Annotated in this window: 20 protein-coding genes and 1 tRNA gene; 13 read left to right on the forward strand and 8 right to left on the reverse strand. The window is 60.9% G+C overall.

Annotated elements, in window-relative coordinates; translation table 11 throughout:
- Nucleotides 1-38: 38 nt before the first annotated feature.
- Genes KC8_RS04490 through KC8_RS04505 form a run of 4 tightly spaced genes read left to right on the forward strand, consistent with a single transcriptional unit; the run spans nt 39 to nt 4,810 of the window.
- Nucleotides 39-2,171, forward strand: coding sequence for an FAD-dependent oxidoreductase (locus KC8_RS04490; protein ID WP_010124467.1), 2,133 nt, complete (start codon nt 39-41; stop codon nt 2,169-2,171).
- A 1-nt stretch (nt 2,172) separates the two neighbouring features.
- A complete protein-coding gene (locus KC8_RS04495; protein ID WP_010124466.1) occupies nt 2,173-2,916 on the forward strand; it encodes an SDR family NAD(P)-dependent oxidoreductase in 744 nt (247 codons plus the stop codon).
- Between the two features lie 5 nt (nt 2,917-2,921).
- On the forward strand, nt 2,922-3,650 hold the full coding sequence (locus tag KC8_RS04500; protein WP_138956634.1) for an SDR family NAD(P)-dependent oxidoreductase: 729 nt from the start codon (nt 2,922-2,924) through the stop codon (nt 3,648-3,650).
- Nucleotides 3,647-4,810 (forward strand): MFS transporter, encoded by a 1,164-nt coding sequence (locus tag KC8_RS04505; protein ID WP_157663897.1) that lies wholly within the window; start codon nt 3,647-3,649, stop codon nt 4,808-4,810. Before KC8_RS04500 ends, KC8_RS04505 begins: the two co-directional genes overlap by 4 nt.
- Here KC8_RS04505 and KC8_RS04510 read toward each other — a convergent pair.
- A complete protein-coding gene (locus tag KC8_RS04510; protein WP_232455621.1) occupies nt 4,807-5,295 on the reverse strand; it encodes a nuclear transport factor 2 family protein in 489 nt (162 codons plus the stop codon). The genes KC8_RS04505 and KC8_RS04510 overlap by 4 nt on opposite strands.
- Nucleotides 5,296-5,361: 66 nt before the next feature.
- Between KC8_RS04510 and KC8_RS04515 the strand changes: the two genes are divergently transcribed.
- The 5 genes from KC8_RS04515 to KC8_RS04535 all read left to right on the forward strand — a co-directional run bounded on the left by KC8_RS04515 (nt 5,362) and on the right by KC8_RS04535 (nt 10,363).
- The gene (locus tag KC8_RS04515; RefSeq protein WP_010124462.1) at nt 5,362-6,504 is read left to right on the forward strand and encodes a helix-turn-helix transcriptional regulator; all 1,143 of its coding nucleotides are present in this window, start codon (nt 5,362-5,364) and stop codon (nt 6,502-6,504) included.
- A gap of 100 nt (nt 6,505-6,604) precedes the next feature.
- Nucleotides 6,605-7,789, forward strand: a complete 1,185-nt coding sequence (locus tag KC8_RS04520; RefSeq protein ID WP_010124460.1) for an acetyl-CoA C-acyltransferase — start codon at nt 6,605-6,607, stop codon at nt 7,787-7,789.
- Nucleotides 7,790-7,821: 32 nt separating this feature from the next.
- A complete protein-coding gene (locus tag KC8_RS04525; protein WP_010124459.1) occupies nt 7,822-8,583 on the forward strand; it encodes an SDR family NAD(P)-dependent oxidoreductase in 762 nt (253 codons plus the stop codon).
- Between the two features lie 83 nt (nt 8,584-8,666).
- Entirely contained in the window at nt 8,667-9,605 is a 939-nt protein-coding gene (locus tag KC8_RS04530) for an ABC transporter ATP-binding protein (protein WP_010124458.1), read from the forward strand.
- Nucleotides 9,602-10,363 (forward strand): ABC transporter permease, encoded by a 762-nt coding sequence (locus KC8_RS04535; protein ID WP_010124457.1) that lies wholly within the window; start codon nt 9,602-9,604, stop codon nt 10,361-10,363. Before KC8_RS04530 ends, KC8_RS04535 begins: the two co-directional genes overlap by 4 nt.
- 25 nt (nt 10,364-10,388) lie before the next feature.
- Here the strand turns inward: KC8_RS04535 and KC8_RS04540 are convergent, their stop codons facing one another.
- Entirely contained in the window at nt 10,389-10,871 is a 483-nt protein-coding gene (locus tag KC8_RS04540; protein ID WP_010124456.1) for an Lrp/AsnC family transcriptional regulator, read from the reverse strand.
- Between the two features lie 84 nt (nt 10,872-10,955).
- Here KC8_RS04540 and KC8_RS04545 point away from each other — a divergent pair, with 84 nt between their 5' ends.
- Nucleotides 10,956-11,864 (forward strand): EamA family transporter, encoded by a 909-nt coding sequence (locus KC8_RS04545; protein ID WP_029624384.1) that lies wholly within the window; start codon nt 10,956-10,958, stop codon nt 11,862-11,864.
- 115 nt (nt 11,865-11,979) lie between these two features.
- Here the strand turns inward: KC8_RS04545 and KC8_RS04550 are convergent, their stop codons facing one another.
- Both KC8_RS04550 and KC8_RS04555 read right to left on the reverse strand, forming a co-directional pair.
- Nucleotides 11,980-12,255 carry a GlsB/YeaQ/YmgE family stress response membrane protein gene (locus KC8_RS04550; protein WP_192807687.1) on the reverse strand — a complete coding sequence of 92 codons (276 nt, stop codon included), beginning with the start codon at nt 12,253-12,255 and terminating at the stop codon, nt 11,980-11,982.
- A gap of 210 nt (nt 12,256-12,465) precedes the next feature.
- Nucleotides 12,466-13,497, reverse strand: coding sequence for an NADP-dependent oxidoreductase (locus KC8_RS04555; RefSeq protein ID WP_029624382.1), 1,032 nt, complete (start codon nt 13,495-13,497; stop codon nt 12,466-12,468).
- A gap of 31 nt (nt 13,498-13,528) precedes the next feature.
- On the opposite strand from KC8_RS04555, the gene KC8_RS20050 reads away from it, so the two are divergent.
- Nucleotides 13,529-13,753: a hypothetical protein gene (locus KC8_RS20050; protein ID WP_138956633.1), complete on the forward strand. Its 225-nt coding sequence runs from the start codon at nt 13,529-13,531 to the stop codon at nt 13,751-13,753.
- Here the strand turns inward: KC8_RS20050 and KC8_RS04560 are convergent.
- The 3 genes from KC8_RS04560 to KC8_RS04570 form a co-directional block, all read right to left on the reverse strand.
- A tRNA-Pro gene (locus tag KC8_RS04560) sits at nt 13,754-13,830 on the reverse strand.
- Between the two features lie 211 nt (nt 13,831-14,041).
- Nucleotides 14,042-15,220, reverse strand: a complete 1,179-nt coding sequence (locus KC8_RS04565) for an amidohydrolase family protein (RefSeq protein WP_010124451.1) — start codon at nt 15,218-15,220, stop codon at nt 14,042-14,044.
- Nucleotides 15,217-15,465: an amidohydrolase gene (locus KC8_RS04570; protein WP_010124450.1), complete on the reverse strand. Its 249-nt coding sequence runs from the start codon at nt 15,463-15,465 to the stop codon at nt 15,217-15,219. The genes KC8_RS04565 and KC8_RS04570 overlap by 4 nt, the downstream gene beginning before the upstream one ends.
- 90 nt (nt 15,466-15,555) lie before the next feature.
- On the opposite strand from KC8_RS04570, the gene KC8_RS04575 reads away from it, so the two are divergent.
- The gene (locus tag KC8_RS04575) at nt 15,556-16,401 is read left to right on the forward strand and encodes a LysR family transcriptional regulator (protein ID WP_010124449.1); all 846 of its coding nucleotides are present in this window, start codon (nt 15,556-15,558) and stop codon (nt 16,399-16,401) included.
- Nucleotides 16,402-16,533: 132 nt separating this feature from the next.
- Entirely contained in the window at nt 16,534-17,019 is a 486-nt protein-coding gene (locus KC8_RS04580) for a MucR family transcriptional regulator (protein ID WP_010124448.1), read from the forward strand.
- A gap of 45 nt (nt 17,020-17,064) precedes the next feature.
- Here KC8_RS04580 and KC8_RS04585 read toward each other — a convergent pair whose 3' ends face one another.
- Entirely contained in the window at nt 17,065-18,738 is a 1,674-nt protein-coding gene (locus KC8_RS04585; RefSeq protein ID WP_010124447.1) for an arylsulfatase, read from the reverse strand.
- Nucleotides 18,739-18,748: the final 10 nt, after the last annotated feature.

Here is an 18,748-nt window from a genome sequence, read left to right on the forward strand (position 1 = left end):
CCGGCATAAGGCCTGCATGAGAGGACAAGACAGCCGCCATGGCGCAGACGTTCGCACATTTGCTTAAACCCGGCCGGATCGGGGCGATGGAGGTGCGCAATCGCATCTTCATGACGCCGATGGGGTCCAACCTCGCCGATGAAGACGGCATTACCGGCGACAAGCTTCGCGCTTATTATGTCGAGCGCGCCAAGGGCGGCACCGCGCTGATCACCATGGGGTCGATGTCGATCGGCTATCCCGAAGGATCGGGCAACTGGCGCAACGAGGCGATCGCCGATGATCGCCACATCCCCGGCGTCGCCAAGCTCGCCGAAGAACTGCACGCCCATGGCGCGAAACTGGCCGTCCAGTTGCAGCATGCAGGCTTGGTCGCGATGAACGACATGCGCGACGGCCGCCCGTTATGGACCCCGTCCGAACCGCTGATCGGCAAGGACAGCGGCGACATGATGGATGGTTTCCTGGAAGATGAATATCGCATCTTCACAGCCCCCATGGCCGCGATGGGCGAGATCCGCTACCGGGTGATGGGCCAGCAGGATATCGAGGAACTCGTCCAGATGTTCGCAAGCGCGGCCGCCCGCGCGGTGTCCGCCGGGGTCGATGCGATCGAATTGCATGCGGGCCATGGCTATCTCATCTCGTCCTTTTTGAACCCGTTGATCAACCGCCGCACCGATGCTTATGGCGGCTCGATCGAAAATCGCGCGCGGTTGCTGTGCGATATCATTCGCGGGGTGAAGCGCGCGGTCGGCCCGGCCGTGCCCGTCTGGCCCCGGCTCGACAGCCAGCATTTCCTGATCGACGGCGGCGTCACGGTCGAAGACGCGATCGAAACCGCGCGGCTGGCGGCAGCGGCCGGGGCGGACGCGATCCATGTCACCGCCGATGGCCATCCGGGGCGCGGCGCCACTTATTCCACCGGCCACGCGACCGACGTGCGCAACGCCTTCGTGCCCGCCGCCGCGCGCATCCGCGCTGCCGCCGGCGTTCCCGTCATCTGCCCCGGCCGGATCGAACCCGCCGATGCCGATCGCTTCATCGCCGATGGCAGCCTTGATTTCGTGACGATGGGGCGCAAGCTGCTCGCCGATCCACACCTTCCCGCCAAGCTGATCGCGGGCAAGCCCGAAAGCGTGCGCCCCTGCATCTATTGCTACACCTGCATCAGCCAGATTTTCTTCAGCCGGCAGGTCCGGTGCGCGGTCAATGCCGAAACCGGCTTCGAACGCGAACGCGCGCTTACCCCTGCGCCCGCAACCAAGCATGTCGCGGTCGTCGGCGGCGGCCCGGCCGGCATGGAAAGCGCGCGCCGTCTGGCGAAACGCGGCCACCGCGTCACCCTGTTGGAAATGTCCAACACGCTGGGCGGCACCGCCCGCTTCGCCTCGATCGCCTATGCTCCCAACCAGGGCATCGTCGATTGGCTGAAACGCGAAATCGCCGAATCCGGCATCAAGCTGATGCTCAACCGCCGCGCGACACCCGCCCTCCTCCAGTCGCTCAACGTCGATGAAGTCGTCGTCGCCACCGGCGCGAAACGGGCGATGCCCGATATCCCCGGCGCGCATCTCCCCCACGTCTTTTCGGGCGATGATATGCGCCGCCTGATGCTCGGCCTCGATCTCGATACGCTGGCCGACAAGACCGATTGGGCCACCCGCACCGCGATGAAATTGGGCGCGCTGACCGGTCTCACCGCCCGCCCCGGCTTCATCCGCGCGGCCAGCGAATATTGGATGCCCTTCGGCGAACGGGTCGCGATCATCGGCGGCGAACTGGTCGGCCTCGAACTCGCCGAATTTCTCGCCCATCGCGGCCGCAAGGTGACGGTGCTCGACGATACCGCCAAGTTCGGCGCGGGCCTTCAGGTCGTCCGTCGCTGGCGCATGCTCGATGAACTGAAGGAACTCGGCGTCACGCTTCTGCCAGAAGCGCACGATATCGCCATCAGCGAAGGCCGCGTCCGCTATGCCAATCCGAACGGCCAGGAACGCACCATCGCCGCCGATCAGGTGATCGTCGCCAAGGGTGCCACCGGCGATGAAACACTGGCCGATGATCTGCGCGCCGCCGGCTTCACCGTCCACACCGTCGGCGATTGCACCGGCGTCGGTTATATCGAAGGCGCGATGCACGACGCCGCCGAACTCGCGACAAGGATTTGACATGAATGGAAGGCTCACCGGCCGCGTGGCAATCGTCACCGGCGCCGCATCGGGGATCGGCAAGGCAACCGCCCAACGGCTGGCGCAGGAAGGTGCACGCCTGATCCTGGCCGATCTCAACGCCGCCGCGCTCGATCACGCCGTCGCCGAACTGGGTGGCGACGCGATCGCCTTCGATGCCGGCGACGCCCAATCATGCCGCAATCTGGTGGCACAGGCGATCGCAGTGGCGGGCCGGATCGATATCCTCTGCAACATCGCCGGCATCATGGACTGGGGGCCGATGGCCGATTTCGATGATGATCGCTGGGAACGGATGCTGCGCATCAACCTGTCGGGCGTCTGGCACCTCAGCCGCGCGGCAATCCCGCATCTCGTCGAGACGAAGGGTTGCATCGTCAACATGAGTTCGGCCGCCGGTCTTGTCGGCATCCCATATACGACCGCTTATTGCGCATCGAAGGCCGGGGTCGTCGCGCTTACCAAATCGCTGGCAATCGAATTTGCCGCTGCCGGCGTCCGCATCAACGCGATCTGCCCGACAGGGGTGAAGACCGCGATGCACGGCGCCGTGGCGCTGCCCGATGGCGTCGACATGGATATGGTCATGCGCAATTCGCCTAAGCTGGGGGATCTGTGCAATCCCGAGGATATCGCGGCCGCCGTCGCCTTCCTCGCGTCCGACGACGCCCGCAAGATCACCGGGATCGCGCTTCCCGTCGATGCCGGCCAGACAGCAGGATGAACATGATGCAAGGCGTGACCTTTGATTTCAGCGGCCGTCGCGTCCTCGTAACCGGGGCAACCAGCGGTATCGGTGCCGGCATTGCCCGCGCATTCGCGGATGCCGGCGCGGATGTCATCGCAACCGGCACCCGTCCCGCCGCAACGGATTATGACGTGCCGCCACCCGGCGAATATCGACAGTTCCTGCTCGGCGATCCGGCCAGCACCGATGCGCTCGCCGCCTCGCTCGATCGGCTCGACATCCTCGTCAACAATGCCGGTGCGACCAGCCACCCCGAAGATTTCGACAATGCGGTCGACATCAACCTCAAGGGCGTCCACCGTCTCACCACCGCCGTCGCGCCATTATTGGAAGCAAGCGCGATGCCCGGCGGCGGCGCAATCGTATCGATCGTCTCGATGATGGCAGTGTTCGGCAATTCGATTTTCCCCGGTTACAGCGCCGCCAAGGCGGGGCTGGTGCTGATGACGAAATCGCTGGCGCAAGGCTGGGGGGCACGTGGCATCCGCATCAACGCGGTCGCCCCCGGCCCGGTCCGCACACCCATGACAATGCGATATGCCGACGATCCGGCTTATGGCCCGGCCACCGCCCAGCGCATGGCGCTCGGCCGATGGGGTGAACCACATGACATTGCCGGCCCGGCGCTGTTCCTTGCCAGTCCGGCGGCGGCCTTCATCACCGGCGAATGCCTGGTCGCAAGCGGCGGCTACATGATCGCCGAAGCGTGACGCACAATATGCTCCGTGCCGCCGTGGCGCTATCCGGCCCGGCGCTGGTTTCGCTGATCCCGATGGCCGTCGCGCCTGCGTTGCCGGCAATGGCCGCCAACTTTTCCCACGGACAAGATGGCGCGCTGTTTGCGCAGATGATCATGACAATGCCGGCGATCATGCTGATCATCGGCGCGCCCCTAGCCAGTTTGCTATGCGAACGGATCGGCATCCGCACGACCTTTCTTGCCGCCGCCGCCTTGTTCACGCTGGCCGGCAGCGCGGGAATGCTGGTTGACGGCTTTGCCGAACTGGCGGCCTCGCGCCTGCTGCTCGGCCTTGCCGGCGGCGCAATCCAGACCTGCACACTCGCGCTTGTCGGCCGTTGGTATGACGAAGAAGCGCGTCACGCCATTCTCGGCTGGATGGTCAGCCTGGCGTCGGCCGTCGCGATCGGCGGCCTGATTGCCGGTGGCGGACTGGTCGATCTGGTCGGCTGGCGTGGGCCATTTGCGCTTTATATGCTGGGCACGATACTCGTCGTGCTTGTTGCCATCGTGGTCGAACGCCATGCCCCCGGCGAAGAGATTGCCGATCATGGCGGTTTCGCGCCATTGCTGCCGTTGTGGCCTTTCTACCTTGCGATCCTCGGCCTCACGCTCGCCATGTTCATGCCCGGCATTCAGGGGCCGTTCCTGATCGTCGAGCATGGCAGCACGAGTGCAACCGTGTCCGCCCTCATCCTTGCCGCCAGCCCGATCGGCGCAGTCCTGTCATCAGCCAGCTTTGCGATGCTTCGCCGACGGATGAGCGAATATGCCGTTCTTGCGGTCACCGCACTGCTGCTGGGAGGTGGATGCCTGATCGCGGCCGCGCCCGGCGGCACCCCCATGGTGATCCTGGGCTTCGCCATTGTCGGCCTGGGTGCGGGACTGGTCGAACCCAATATCGGGTCAATCATCCTCGGCCGCAGCCCACATGCCTTGCACGCCCGCGCATCCAGCCTGATGATCAGCGCGATGTTTCTCGGCCAGTTCCTGAACCCTCTCGCCGCCAATCCGTTGCGGAGTGGGTTTGGAACATGGGGTGCCTTTATCGGCATCGGCAGTGCGACGCTGGTGGCCGGCTTGCTGATCCTTTCGCTCGCCAACCGCCAGCGCCCCGCCGCCGCTCGCTAACCGGCGAGCGGCCGTGCGCCATTTGCCCGCGTCGGCCGGATCGTCCCGAAATCCCGGCCGTGGCGGGAAAGATCACCAACCAGATCATTACCCATCGTCCGCTCGACAATCCGCCAGCGCCCGTCGACCTTCTCAAGCCGATCGAGATAATCGCCACCAATCACCGGATGCAATGGCCCATCATCAGCCTGCTGGAACACCATGACATAGGAACTGGCCCGCACCTTCCCTTCGCCTTCGGGGACAATCATCACATTGGCCAGCATATGCCGCGTGCGCGGTGTCCCGTCAGCGTAGGTCAGCACCCAATCACGGAACGACTTCGCCACGGCAGCGGGATCACGATCGGCCATGATCGCACCACCGCTGTACACCACGGCATCGCCCAGCAATTCGCCGACAGCATCGAAATCCCCGGCATCCAGCGCGAACGGGTAACTGAACAGCACGTTTTGAATCGCGAAATAATCGTCGGCGTCCATCATCATCCCCTCGTGCCGATTGCGGCTTTGGCCAATCCTAATAGAATGTGGCGCGGAGACATTGTCCAAATGAATTATGTGCCCGACGATCTTGAAGATTTTTCCCGTCTCGTCCGCGCGCTCTACGCATCGCTGGTGGCAGATCAGCCCTGGTACGGCTTTTTGACCGAACTACGTGATCAGATGAACGCCCAGTTCGCCACCCTGATCGTGTCACGCGCCGCCAGCTCCGCGCCAAGCCTGATGGTCACACCATTAGGCAAGCCGCAGGACATCGAAGCCTATTGCGATCATCTGTTCCGGATCGATCCCTTCACTGATCTGCCCGAAGGCAAGGTCATTTCGCAGTTCGAACATCTCAACGAAGGCGCCTTCAAACAATCGGCTTTCTACCGGGAATATCTCCAGTTCGAGGGAACGTCCCACATCCTGGGTTTCGATCTGCGTACAGCCGGATTCATGACGTGCATCCGCGTCACCCGCACCAGCGGCAAGCCGCCCTACGACGTGGAAGAACGCACCCGCTGCGAACGGATCATCCCGCATATCCGGCAGGCGATGGACATATATCAGCGACTGGAAACGTCGCGATCCGAACATGCCGTCTACTCCGGCGCGGTCGAACAATTCGCCTTGGGCGCGATCATTCTGGATGCCCAGAACAACATCCTGCGTTGCAATCCGGTGGCGGACGCCATCCTCGACGAAGCCGACGGCATACAACGCACGGGCCGCCGCCTTACACTCGACAATGCAACAGCCGATGCAGACTTCCGTGCTTTCTTGCGGGATGCCCGTACAACCGCGGAAGCCGCAGCCGGGCATGTTTTTCGTGTCGAACGGCCCTCGGGACGCCGCGATATCGGCATCGTCGCCCGGCCAATCGAAACGCCGGATTACCTGCATGCCGGCAGCGCCCCCGCGCTCGCCCTTTATCTCGGCGATCCGGAACGGCAGATGCAGGTCAACGCGCAGGCGCTACGGGAACTGTTCAATCTCACCCCGACGGAAGCGGCAATATCGGCATGTGTCGCGAACGGGTTGTCGGTCCATGAAAGCGCTGAACGACTGGGCATCGCCAGCAACACGGTTCGGGCGCATCTGCGCTCGATCTTCGCAAAGACAGGGGTCGCACGGCAATCGCAGCTTGTTCACCTGGTTCACACAAGCCTGCCGGAACTGACCGGAGCCAGGCATGGCCCTGCACGGTGAACTTCGACGCTGAAGGGCATCTGCTTCAACGATGGAATCCCCGCTGCCGAAGACTATATTTCCAGTCATTGCCCATGCGCCTTCGAAAGGTTTTCCTGATATGTCCGCAGATCCTGTCGTTATTGCGTCATATGCCCGTACACCGATGGGTGGTTTTCAGGGCGCATTATCGGGGGTAACGGCAACCGATCTGGGTGCGGCGGCAGTACGCGCCGCTGTGGAACGCGCCGGGGTTGCCCCCGATGCGATCGAACGAATCTACATGGGCTGCGTGCTTCCCGCCGCGCTGGGCCAGGCGCCGGCACGACAGGCGGCGCTGGGTGCTGGATTGCCCACATCCGTTGAAGCAACCACCGTCAACAAGATGTGCGGATCAGGTATGCAGGCCGCGATCATGGCCGCTGAGGCGCTGGCAGCAGGGGCAGCCGACATCATCGTCGCGGGCGGCATGGAAAGCATGACCAACGCCCCTTATGCGCTGCCCAAACATCGCGGCGGCGCACGCATCGGCCATGATCGCGTGATCGACACGATGATGATGGACGGGCTGGAGGACGCGTATGAAAAAGGCAAGCCGATGGGGGCCTTTGCCGAAGATTCGGCGCGCGCCTATCAGTTTACCCGCGCTGAACAGGATGAATATGCGCTGCGATCGCTGTCACGCGCCAGCGACGCAATTGCCAGTGGCGCCTTTGCCCGCGAAATCGTCGGGGTAGAGGTTGAGAACCGCAAAGGCACCCTGACAGTCGACACCGACGAACAGCCAGGCAATGCGAAACCCGACAAGATTGCCGGACTGAAACCCGCCTTCGCCAAGGACGGCACGATTACGGCCGCAAGTTCAGCCTCAATCTCCGATGGCGCCGCTGCCTTGGTGATGACACGAGCCAGCATTGCTGCGACGCATGGGCTGCCGATCGCGGCAACGCTGGTCGCCAGCGCTGCCCATGCCCATGCCCCCGCTTTATTCACCACCGCCCCGGTTGATGCCATCCGCAAGGTGCTGGCCAAAGCCGGCTGGACGGTTGCCGATGTCGATCTGTTCGAGGTGAACGAGGCGTTCGCGATCGTGCCGATGATTGCCGCCCGCGATCTTGGCATTCCGATGGATAAGCTCAACGTCCATGGTGGAGCCACAGCGCTCGGGCACCCGATCGGCGCGAGCGGTGCGCGGATCATCGCGACCCTGATATCAGCGCTGGAACAACGCGGCCTCAGGCGGGGCGTGGCAAGCCTTTGCATCGGCGGTGGTGAAGCAACCGCAATCGCGATCGAACTGCCCTGAACCAGACAAACGCCCAGTAGAGGGGGATATTCATGGATTATGCCAACATCGCTGCCATCGTCACGGGCGGCGCTTCCGGATTGGGCGAAGCCACCGCGCGGATGCTCGCCGCCAAGGGCGTGAAAGTTGCCATCTTCGATCTGAACGCCGCAGCCGGCCAGGGTGTCGCCGCCGATATTGGCGGGCGCTTCTTTCCGGTCAACGTCACGGATGAAGGCAGCGTCGCCAACGCAATTTCGGACGCTGAAGCAGCGCACGGAACGGCCCGTATCCTCGTCAACTGCGCCGGCATCGCCCCGGCGATCAAGACAGTCGGACGGGACTATCTACCCCACGCGCTCGATGCGTTCCGCCGCGCGGTAGAAATCAATCTGATCGGCACGTTCAACATGATCGCCCAGTTTTCCGCACGCGCAGCGCAGGCAGAACCGATCGGCGAAGAGCGCGGCGTGATCGTCAACACAGCCTCGGTCGCGGCCTATGATGGCCAGATCGGTCAGGCTGCGTACGCTGCGTCCAAGGGCGGCGTCGTCGGGCTAACCTTGCCCGTGGCGCGCGATCTCGCGCAGCACGCCATTCGCGTCGTCACCATTGCGCCGGGCATCTTCTGGACACCGATGCTCGCCGGGCTGCCCCCAGCCGCCACGGAATCGCTCGGCCAGCAGGTGCCCTTCCCCAGTCGCCTCGGCAAGCCGCAGGAATATGCCATGCTGGTCGACAGCATCATCTCCAATCCGATGCTGAACGGCGAAGTCATCCGCCTTGACGGCGCTATCCGCATGGCCCCCAAATAAGCCCCTCCCCCCTACGTGGAGAAATTCATGCACCATTGTGTCAGGCACGCACGCACTGCCCTTGCTCGCGCCACGATCCGTCCATGACAGATACTCCCCCGCAACCCATCGTCATCGTCAGCAAACTCGACAAAACCTATTCGGGCGGTCATCGGGCGCTCAAGTCCGTTGACCTCGAAATCCGACGGGGCGAAATTTTCGCCCTGTTAGGGCCGAACGGTGCGGGCAAGACGACCTTGATCGGTGTCATCTGCGGCCTCGTTCGCGCGACTGGCGGCACCGTGATCGCCGACGGGCATGATATCCTGCGCGACTATCGCGCCGCACGCGCGAAAATCGGCCTGGTGCCTCAGGAACTGTCCACCGACATGTTCGAAAAAGTATGGGATACGGTGAAATTCAGCCGGGGCCTGTTCGGCAAGCCGCCCAACCCTGCCCTGATCGAACGGGTGCTGCGGGATCTGTCGCTGTGGGACAAGAAAGATAGTCGGATATCGGCACTTTCGGGCGGCATGAAACGCCGTGTGCTCATTGCCAAGGCGCTCGCCCACGAACCCACGATCCTGTTTCTCGACGAACCCACCGCCGGCGTCGACGTCGAATTGCGCCGCGACATGTGGGATATGGTTCGCCGTTTGCGCGATCAGGGGGTCACGATCATTCTGACCACCCATTATATCGAAGAAGCCGAGGAAATGGCCGACCGCATAGGTGTGATCAACAAGGGCGAAATCATCCTGGTCGAGGACAAGCACAGCCTGATGCAGAAGCTGGGCCGAACCCGCGTGACAATCGGCCTCAAACAACCGCTGGCGGCCATTCCTGTCGATCTGGAGAATGACGCACTACTGCTGTCGGATGACGGACAAACGCTGTCGGTGACGATTGCCGGGGAGCAGGAGGGAGATGTTGCCAGTCTGATAAAGCAGTTAAGCTTGCACGGCATCGATTTCAAAACGATCGACATGAGCCGGTCTTCGCTTGAGGATATCTTCGTCGATCTGGTGAGGCAGCGCTCATGAATTTCCATGCAGTCCGATCCATCTACATGTTCGAACTGGGCCGGACATGGAGAACCCTGTTTCAGAGCCTGGCGTCCCCTGTCATCTCCACGTCCCTCTATTTCATCGTTTTCGGTGCAGCTATCGGCAGCCGGATGGCCATGATTGACGGCGTGTCTTACGGAGCGTTCATCGTACCCGGCCTGATCATGCTGGCGCTGCTCACCGAAAGCATTTCCAACGCATCCTTTGGCATCTATTTGCCGCGCTTCACGGGCACGATCTACGAACTTTTGTCTGCTCCTGTCTCAGTCGCGGAAGTTCTGATGGGTTATGTCGGCGCCGCCGCCACCAAATCGGTAATTTTGGGCCTTATCATCCTTGGCACCGCACGATTGTTCGTTCCGTTCGATATTGTCCATCCTCTTTGGGCGGCATCTTTCCTTATCCTGATCTCGATTACATTCTCGCTGTTCGGATTCATCCTCGGGGTCTGGGCAGACGGATTTGAAAAACTGCAGATCGTGCCGATCATGATCATCACGCCACTCACCTTCCTCGGCGGCACTTTCTATTCAATCAAGATGCTACCGCCTGCGTGGCAAACAATCACCTTGTTCAACCCCGTCGTGTATCTGGTGAATGGCTTTCGCTGGGCCTTTTACGGCAAGGCAGATGTGGCGGTAGGCGTCAGCCTGGGCATGACGATCGCGTTCATGCTCGTCTGCGTCGCCGTGATCAGCTGGATCTTCAAGACAGGCTATCGCCTGCGCACCTGATCATTTCCACACATCACCGCGCGCCTTATGTTGGCTGGCCGGCCCGCATCGGATCGAACCGTACGATTTCGCGCAGACTGACCAACGTCTCGAACGTCCGGATATGACCGTCGTCGGCCAGCACTTCATCGGCAAAAACCTGGTAGACTTCGATTGATGGGACGCTGACCATGACGACAAAGTCGGTGCGCCCGGTAACGTTCCACGCGCCGACAACTTCGCTTCGCGCCGCCAGTTTCGCCGCAAATGCGCGCTCGGCCTTCAATCCGCTACGGTCCAATTCGACCAGAACATGGATGGTGATAGCGGGTGCCAACCTGGCCGGATCGATGATCGAAACGTCCGCAGCAATCACGCCCTCTGCCCGCAACCTGCGAAGGCGGCGGAGCACGGCACTTTCCGACAGGCCGACCTTCTCGGCCAAGGATCGGGCCGGTTCCAGATTGTTGCGCCGCACATGATCGATCAGGCGGCGATCGAATGCGTCAAGGATGACTGTTTCCGTCATTACGGCCCGCAATTCTAACTGAAACCATCATTCCATGACCAAGATCGCCGAAAAATGCCAGCCTTCTTCGATTATTTGGTGGCCATGAATTTCGCATTATCCCCCGCCCGCAACCGCGCCGCCGCCAATCTTGCGCCCTATGCCGCCATGCTTGGCGCGATCCTGACACTCGTCATCGGCACTTCGCTTGCTAAGCAATTGTTTCCGCTTGTCGGGGCAGAGGCGACATCCGGCTATCGGGTGGGGTTTGCCGCAATCCTCCTGTTGCTGATCTGGCGGCCATGGCGGACAAGACTGGCGACACGCGATTTGCTGGCGGTCGCGCAATATGGCGCCGTCATGGGGTTGATGAACCTCAGCTTTTACATGGCATTGCGCACGATACCGCTCGGCGTGGCCATCGCGATCGAATTTCTCGGCCCGCTAACCGTCGCCCTGCTTCTGTCGCGACGCCTGGTCCATTTTGGCGCGGTGGGCCTCGCAGTCGCGGGCCTGGCGCTATTGCTGCCAATCCGCGCCACCGGCAGCACGCTTGATCCGACCGGCGTGGCTTACGCCTTGATGGCAGCAATATGCTGGGGCCTGTATATTGTCCTCGGCAAGCGAGCGAGCCACCTTCACAGCGGCCATGCGGTATCACTGGGCATGGCCACGGCGGCGCTGATCGTTGTGCCCGTCGGCATTTACAGCGCGGGTGCCGACTTCTTCACCCTTCATTTCATGCTGGTGGGTCTTGGCGCCGCCATTTTGTCGAGCGCGATTCCCTACTCACTTGAAATGGTTGCGCTAAAACATATTCCGCCACGGAATTTCGGCGTTCTGGTGAGCATCGAACCAGCTGTGGGCGCAATCGCCGGCGTCCTGCTGCTGGGGGAAATGCTGTCGGCGGTTCAGTGGCTGGCGATCATGCTTGTCGTCGGGGCGTCAGTCGTGACCGTCGCAACCGGAACAGCAAGCGAGGCAGTCGATGATGACATGCTGGCGCAGCCGTAGCATGGATAGCTCCATTCAGGCGGACGTTCCACCGCTGCCGCAAATGCGTGACCACCCATTTTAAATACAGAATATCATGAATGAGGCGGGATAAACCCGCCTCACCCAGATCAAATCACCGGACCTGGCCACGACGGATCAGGTTGACGATACCAAGCAACACGATCGCACCGCCGAACGCGACAACCAGCGTAACGGGATTGAACGGTGCATCACGCAAATTCTGCGTGCCACCCGTCAGAAAGCTGAAAAGCCAGCCGCCAAGCATGGACCCGATACAGCCGACAACCACATTCAGGAACACGCCCTGTTGCGCATCGGTGTTCATGACCTTGCTGGCCAGCCAGCCGATGATCCCGCCCATGATTAGTGCAATGATGAAGTTGATCATGCCCTGATCCTCCCACATGCGACACCGATTCGGCCGCCGCTGGATGAGACTATATGGCGACCGAGCCATCTTTCCAGCCACATATTGGTGACGGGACAGCGTCGCGCTACTCGCAATTGTCAATCATTGTGCACGGTTTTGCATTCTAAATAGCTACGTTGGAAATGCCCCTCACCGGTATCTTCATTTCAAGATCGGTTGTTAGTGCCATTATTGGGACTCGTCGATCCGAAGAAGCTGCTTCCCTCTATTCTCCCCTCGGAACAGCCGCAGGAAGGTCTGCGGAACATTCTCAAAACCCACCTGGATATCATCGCGGTGGCGAATACGTCCTTCACCGACCCACTGGCCGAGTTCGGCCATTGCAGCTGGCGCCTGATCAAGATGATCCAGCAGGATAAACCCACGCATGACAGCGCGCTGGCGCACAAGGTTCATAAGATTGCGGGGCCCTGGCGACGGCGTGACATCGTTATAGCCCGAAATCGCACCGCACAGCACGATTCGACCAAACAGCGCGAGGTTCGCAATTCCGGCCTCCAGAATAGCGCCACCGACATTGTCGAAAAAAAGATCAATGCCTTGCGGGCATAACGCCGCCAGTCGATCCGCAACATTTTCGGATTTATAATCTATCGCCGCGTCGGCACCATATTCAGCCGTCAGCCATCTGCACTTTTCTGGCCCGCCGGCGATCCCGATGACGTGGGCGCCCTTTAATCTGGCGATCTGCACTGCCATCGATCCAACCGCACCCGCAGCCCCGGAAACAAGCACCCTGTCTCCTTCACGCAGCCTACCAACTTCCAGCAAACCGATATAAGCCGTAAGGCTTGCCCCCCCGAAGAGGCCCAGTGCCTGTTCTGGTGACAAGCCAGCCGGCACCCTCATCGGCGGGGCGTCATCCCTCCGGTTGGCCACTGCATAATCTTGCCAGCCGAACAAGCCGCGCACGAGCGCACCGACCGGATAATCGGGGTTTTCGGACGCAACCACCCACGCCGCAGCGCTCCCCCGCACAGGCACGCCAATTTCCATGGGCGGCATGTATCCCGGCGCGTCATCCATCCAGCCGCGCTGGGCCGGATCGAAACCCAGCATCACATTGCGAACAAGGATTTCTCCGGCCGGAAGATTGGCTACCGGCAATGCCACATCCACACGCTGGAAATCCGTTTCCCGCACCATACCAGAAGGGCGACGGGCGAGCAGCCACTGACGGTTGATCGCATTGGTTTTCATCGACGTCTCCCGGCTGGCGAAGCATCGGATTATGTGGATCAATTTGTCATCCGCCAATCCCGCATTGTTCGGCAGCACAAACAGATCGGTTTCCAATGGCGCAGCGGCAATGAAAGACGGGCTTACCGGGTGCGACTTACCGCTCGGAAGGTTTGAAAAAACGCTGCCCTTATTTCAAAGGACAAAAGTCGTGCCCGCGCCCAGGCGGCACGGAACGTTGGCCAAAAAACCGCAGATTTCCGCCATTTTCAAATGATGGTCGGGGAGATAGGATTCGAACCTACGGCCCCCTGGTCCCAAACCAGGTGCGCTACCAGACTGCGCCACTCCCCGACATCCGGCTACCTGCGGGTCTGGCCCTCTTCAGGGGTCCGCACCGGTCGATCCGAGCCTATGAAACACCGGCCCGAATATCGCAAGGTCCATTCAAGCCGGCTTGGTCGGTCCGCCTTGCGTCCGTCCTGCGCCGATCCCGTTCAGGGCGTTGCGAGCGCTGCTATAAGGACGACTGATCGCCCCGACAATCCCATGATGTGTGAGAGACTCAGAATATCTGCCAGTCCTGCATCAGCGCCCCCCGGCGAACCACCATGCGCCCGGCCGGTACCTCGGCAACGGCAGCGGCGGCATTCTGGGCATCCACGGCGATGAAGGTCGCCTCGCGCCCAACGCCAAGGCCATAATCCTCGATCCCCAGCGCAAGCGCGCCGTCGCAAGTCGCCATGGCAAGCGCGGTGAGAAGGTCGTTGTCGGTGTAGAAGCCGGATCTATACCCGATCAACATCGCCCGTTGCAGCATGTCGCCATTGCCATAGGGCCACCAGGCATCGCGAATATTATCATTGCCGGAAAAGACATGAACGCCGGCAGCGCGCAATCGGAGGATCGGCGGGAATGCCCGATCGCCGGGCGCATTGGTCATGATCGCCACGCCCGCCGCAGCCAGCGTTGCAGCGGTGCGATCGACGGTGGCGCTGTCGACATCGCCCAGCGCATAAGCGTGACTCACCACCACACGACCACCAAGACCCAACGCACGGGTCCGATCCGCGATACGCAACAGTTGTTCGATGCCGTGCATCCCCGGTTCGTGCAGGTGAATATCAACTTTAGCCCCCCGCCGGTCGGCTATCCCGAACACGATATCAAGATGCGCAGCCGCATCGATATCCAACGCGGATGGATCGATGCCGCCGATCACCGCCGCCCCTTCCATAATCGCGGCATCAAGGAACTCTCTCGTGCCCGGGCATGCCAGAATGCCCGCCTGTGGAAAGGCCACCAGTTCAATATCAACAAGCCCACGCCACCGATCCCGCGCTTCCATCACCCCGTGCAGATTTTCGAGGCCGACCGTGGCGTCGACATCGACATGGCAGCGCATCGCGATTGTTCCAAACGCCGCCGCGCGCGCGATCAGCGCCGATGCGCGCTCGGCAATGGGCCTGGCATCCTTCAGCAACGCCTTTTCCACCGCGAGCCGTTCACGCAAGGTCGCCGCCGGCCGATGCGGTCGCCAACAATCGCCGACGAAACTTTTGTCGAGATGGATATGTCCGTCGACGAAACCGGGCAGAACCACCCGGCCGCCCAGATCGATCGCTTCGGCCGCGCGTTCGCTGGGGTCTACGGAACCGATGCGTATGAATCGGCCACCACTGACCGCCAGAGTGGCCGTACGCCCATCGGGCAGGCGTGCGTTCGTAAATAGGCGTTCGATCATTGTTCGCTGGCCACCTTTCCCGACGCAATTGCGCCGTGGCGATCAAGTTTGCCGAACCATGCCGGCCCGGCCCGCGTGGCCGCCGCCAGCGCCTGAACAGGGCTGATGCCCGGATAGTTGAAGGAACTGAGAAAGGCCGCATCGGTGCCGACGATGATGTTAACACCGGCTTGCGCCGCACGCACACAAACGGGGGATGCAGGGGCAATGGCGGCGCCCATGGCGCCATACAAAAACGGCTTCATTCGAATTTCCCACACTGATCCGCGTCAGGCTAGGAACATGATGCAACATTCACAAATTACATGTTATAATCATACTCATGCACAGATTTGATGATTTTGATGCTTGATCCTCGACTGCTCCGCAGCTTCGTGGTGATCGCGGACTGCGGAAATTTCACGCGGGCCGCGATCCAGACCAACATGACGCAATCAACGATTAGCCAGCAACTTGCGCGGCTTGAACTGGCCGTCGGTCACGAATTGATTGACCGGTCCTCCCGCCCTGCCCGTCCCACGGCTGCGGGTGAACGCCTGCTGGGCCACGCACGACGCATCCTCAAGCTTCAGGACGAGGTTGCGATACTGCTTGACAATCCTATCGGCCTGGAAGCAGTCCGCATCGGGCTGCCCGAAGATCTCGCGACAAGCGCGATGGCCAATGCCTTCGCCCGGTTCACGACGCTGCACCCCCATATCAGGCTTGATGTGACAACAGGACTAAGCCGCAATTTGGCTGCACAGTATCGGGCGGGTGAACTGGACATCGTCGTCACGAAAGAGAATTTTCCAGCCCCCGATTGCCACATTTCTTTTCCAGAACCCCTGGGCTGGTTCGAAAGGATCGATTGCACGTTCACTGCAAGAGACCCGATCCCGTTGGTAACGTTCCCGCCGGGTGCCTTGTATCGCGATACGATGTTCGACCGGATCGAACAGGATGGACGGCGCTGGTACGTCGCTTTCACCGGGGGCAGTCTGCAAAGCGTTGCGACCGCGGTTGCTGCAGGATTGGGCGTTTCGCTTCTCCCGCTTGCTGCAGCTCGTGGATATGATGTGCAGCGGAATACGGATTTTGGCCCGGTGCCACCGATGGCGATATCCCTCTATGCCCGCGACATTCAGGGAGCGATTGCGATATTGGCCGATGTTATCGGTCAGGCACTCGCGGGACGCTGATCATCAACGTCTAATATCCGCCAATGACGGCTCGCAAGCGCCAAAACGCGCACCCCATCAGAGATATTGAATATAATTGGAAGAATCTCTAAATCCGCGGCACCAACAAAATAATAGGACCGGCCGCAAATCATGAATAACGATCAGATCGAAAATCTCGTCGCGCTCACCGCCGACATCGTTTCCGCCCATGTGAGCAACAATAGCGTAGCAGTATCCGACCTTCCGGCGCTGATCGCCAATGTCCACGGCGCACTGACAGGCCTTGGCGCGCCCGTGGTAGCGGAAATTGAAAAACAGGAGCCGGCAGTTTCGATCCGCGCGTCGGTGAAACCCGATTTCATCGTGTGCCTCGAAGACGGCAAAAAGCTGAAGATGCTGAAACGGCACCTGATGACAGCCTATCAGATGACACCCGAGCAATACCGAGCCAAATGGAACCTGCCGGCCGATTATCCGATGGTCGCGCCGAACTATGCGGAACAGCGCCGCGCCCTGGCGCACAAGATCGGCCTGGGCCGCAAACCCGGACAGACGGTTGCCAAGAAAGCTGCCCCTGCGAAGGCGGGACGCAAGCCACGCGCGATCGACGCCGCCAAGGGCCACCTCGGCAGCTGATCCGAATGGGGCCATCGTTCGACACGATGGCCCCATTGCCTGCCGTCAGTTACCGGGAATGATCGGGGGCACGACGCCCTTTTCCGCAGCATATATGTTCCACGATCTGACAAGGTCCGCGAGCACGTCACGGTGATCACGGCCCAGATCGTGCACTTCCCCCGGGTCTTTATCCATATCGAACAGTTCCCAGCGGCCAGACCCCGTTGGTGGCGGAATGTGAACCGCCTTCCAATTGCCCTTGCGCACATAACGTCGTCCGAACATTTCGCCCGCCGCGAATAACGGCGGCAAGACTTCCGTCCGCGCACCGGGGGCAATCCGGGCGGCAAAGGATGCGCCTTGTGGGGCCAGCACGTCCCGTCCGTTGAAATGGGTCAAATCCGTATCAATCGCAGCATATTGCAGCAGTGTCGGCACTACATCGCGCACCGATGTGTAGGCTGTGTCGATCCGGCCTTTGAGCTGCCTGGGGTAGCTCATGAACGCTGTTACCCGCGTTCCGCCTTCGGTTGGAAAGGACTTCGATTTCCGAAAGGGTGCCGACGCCGCTTCAGCCCAGTTCGGGCCATACCAGATGTAGGATTGTTCGGTTCCGATCGATTCCAGCCGATTGTCGGCATTAGCCAACATCGCCTTGCCCGCTTCCGGGATGATGAACGATTTATCGAGTTCATGGCCTTCCGGGCCATTGTCGGACAGGAACATGATCACCGTATTGTCGTAGACACCGCGCTTCTTCAGTTCTGCGATCAGCCGGCCGATATTCTGATCGACGCGATCCACCATTGCGGCATAGACTTCCATCTTGCGTGCCTCGATCCGCTTTTCATCGTCTGAAAGGCTGTACCAGCGCACCGTGGATGTTTGCGAATGCGGCTCCACATCTGCCGGGATCAGGTTCAACGCCTTGAGCTTCGCCAGCCGCTGCGTACGCAGCACATCATAGCCCGCATCATATTTCCCGGCATATCGTTTGATGTCTTCTGGTGGCGCATGCAGCGGATAATGTGGCGCCGTCAGCGCAAGATATCCAAAAAACGGACGCCGATCGCCCTTCGCTGGCAGAAATTCCATAAGGCGATCACTGAAATAATCCGACGAGTAGAAATTGTCAGGAATCCCCACCTGCTTCCCGTCGAGCGTGTAGACGATGCCGACATTGGGCATATCCGGCCGGCTGCGCTCTGCATCTCTTCCGAAATGATTATGTCCACCACCGAGCATCGCGAACGATCGTTCAAAACCGCGAGCAGCGGGATTCGCCGCGGGATCGTAACCAAGGTGCCACTTTCCAGATTGGATCGTCTTGTACCCGGCATCACGCAGCCGTTCGGCAATCGTCACCACTCGATTGTTGAGATAGCCTTCATAACCTGGCTTACCCGCCTGATTATCCTGAAGGAGTTCGGGGAAAGTGCCGATCCCTGTTTGATGGTGGTCGACCCCCGTCAGCAGTTCAGCACGCGTTGGCGAACAAACCGGTGTCGTGTGGAAATTGTTGAAACGCACCCCCCCGGTTGCCAGCGCATCCAGGTTAGGCGTGCGGATTTCACTGCCGAACGCACCGATATCCGAAAAACCCATGTCATCGACAATGACGACGATGATGTTGGGTCGGCCCGCTGCCGGTGCCGCCATGGCCGGCGAAGTCGCCACTGCAGTGGAAACGCCGGTCAGCGCGGTTGCTGCCAGCATGATATTCAAAAGATTCTTCACTCAGCCTCTC

The organism is Sphingomonas sp. KC8 (genome assembly GCF_002151445.1).
Lineage (GTDB): Bacteria > Pseudomonadota > Alphaproteobacteria > Sphingomonadales > Sphingomonadaceae > Sphingomonas_E.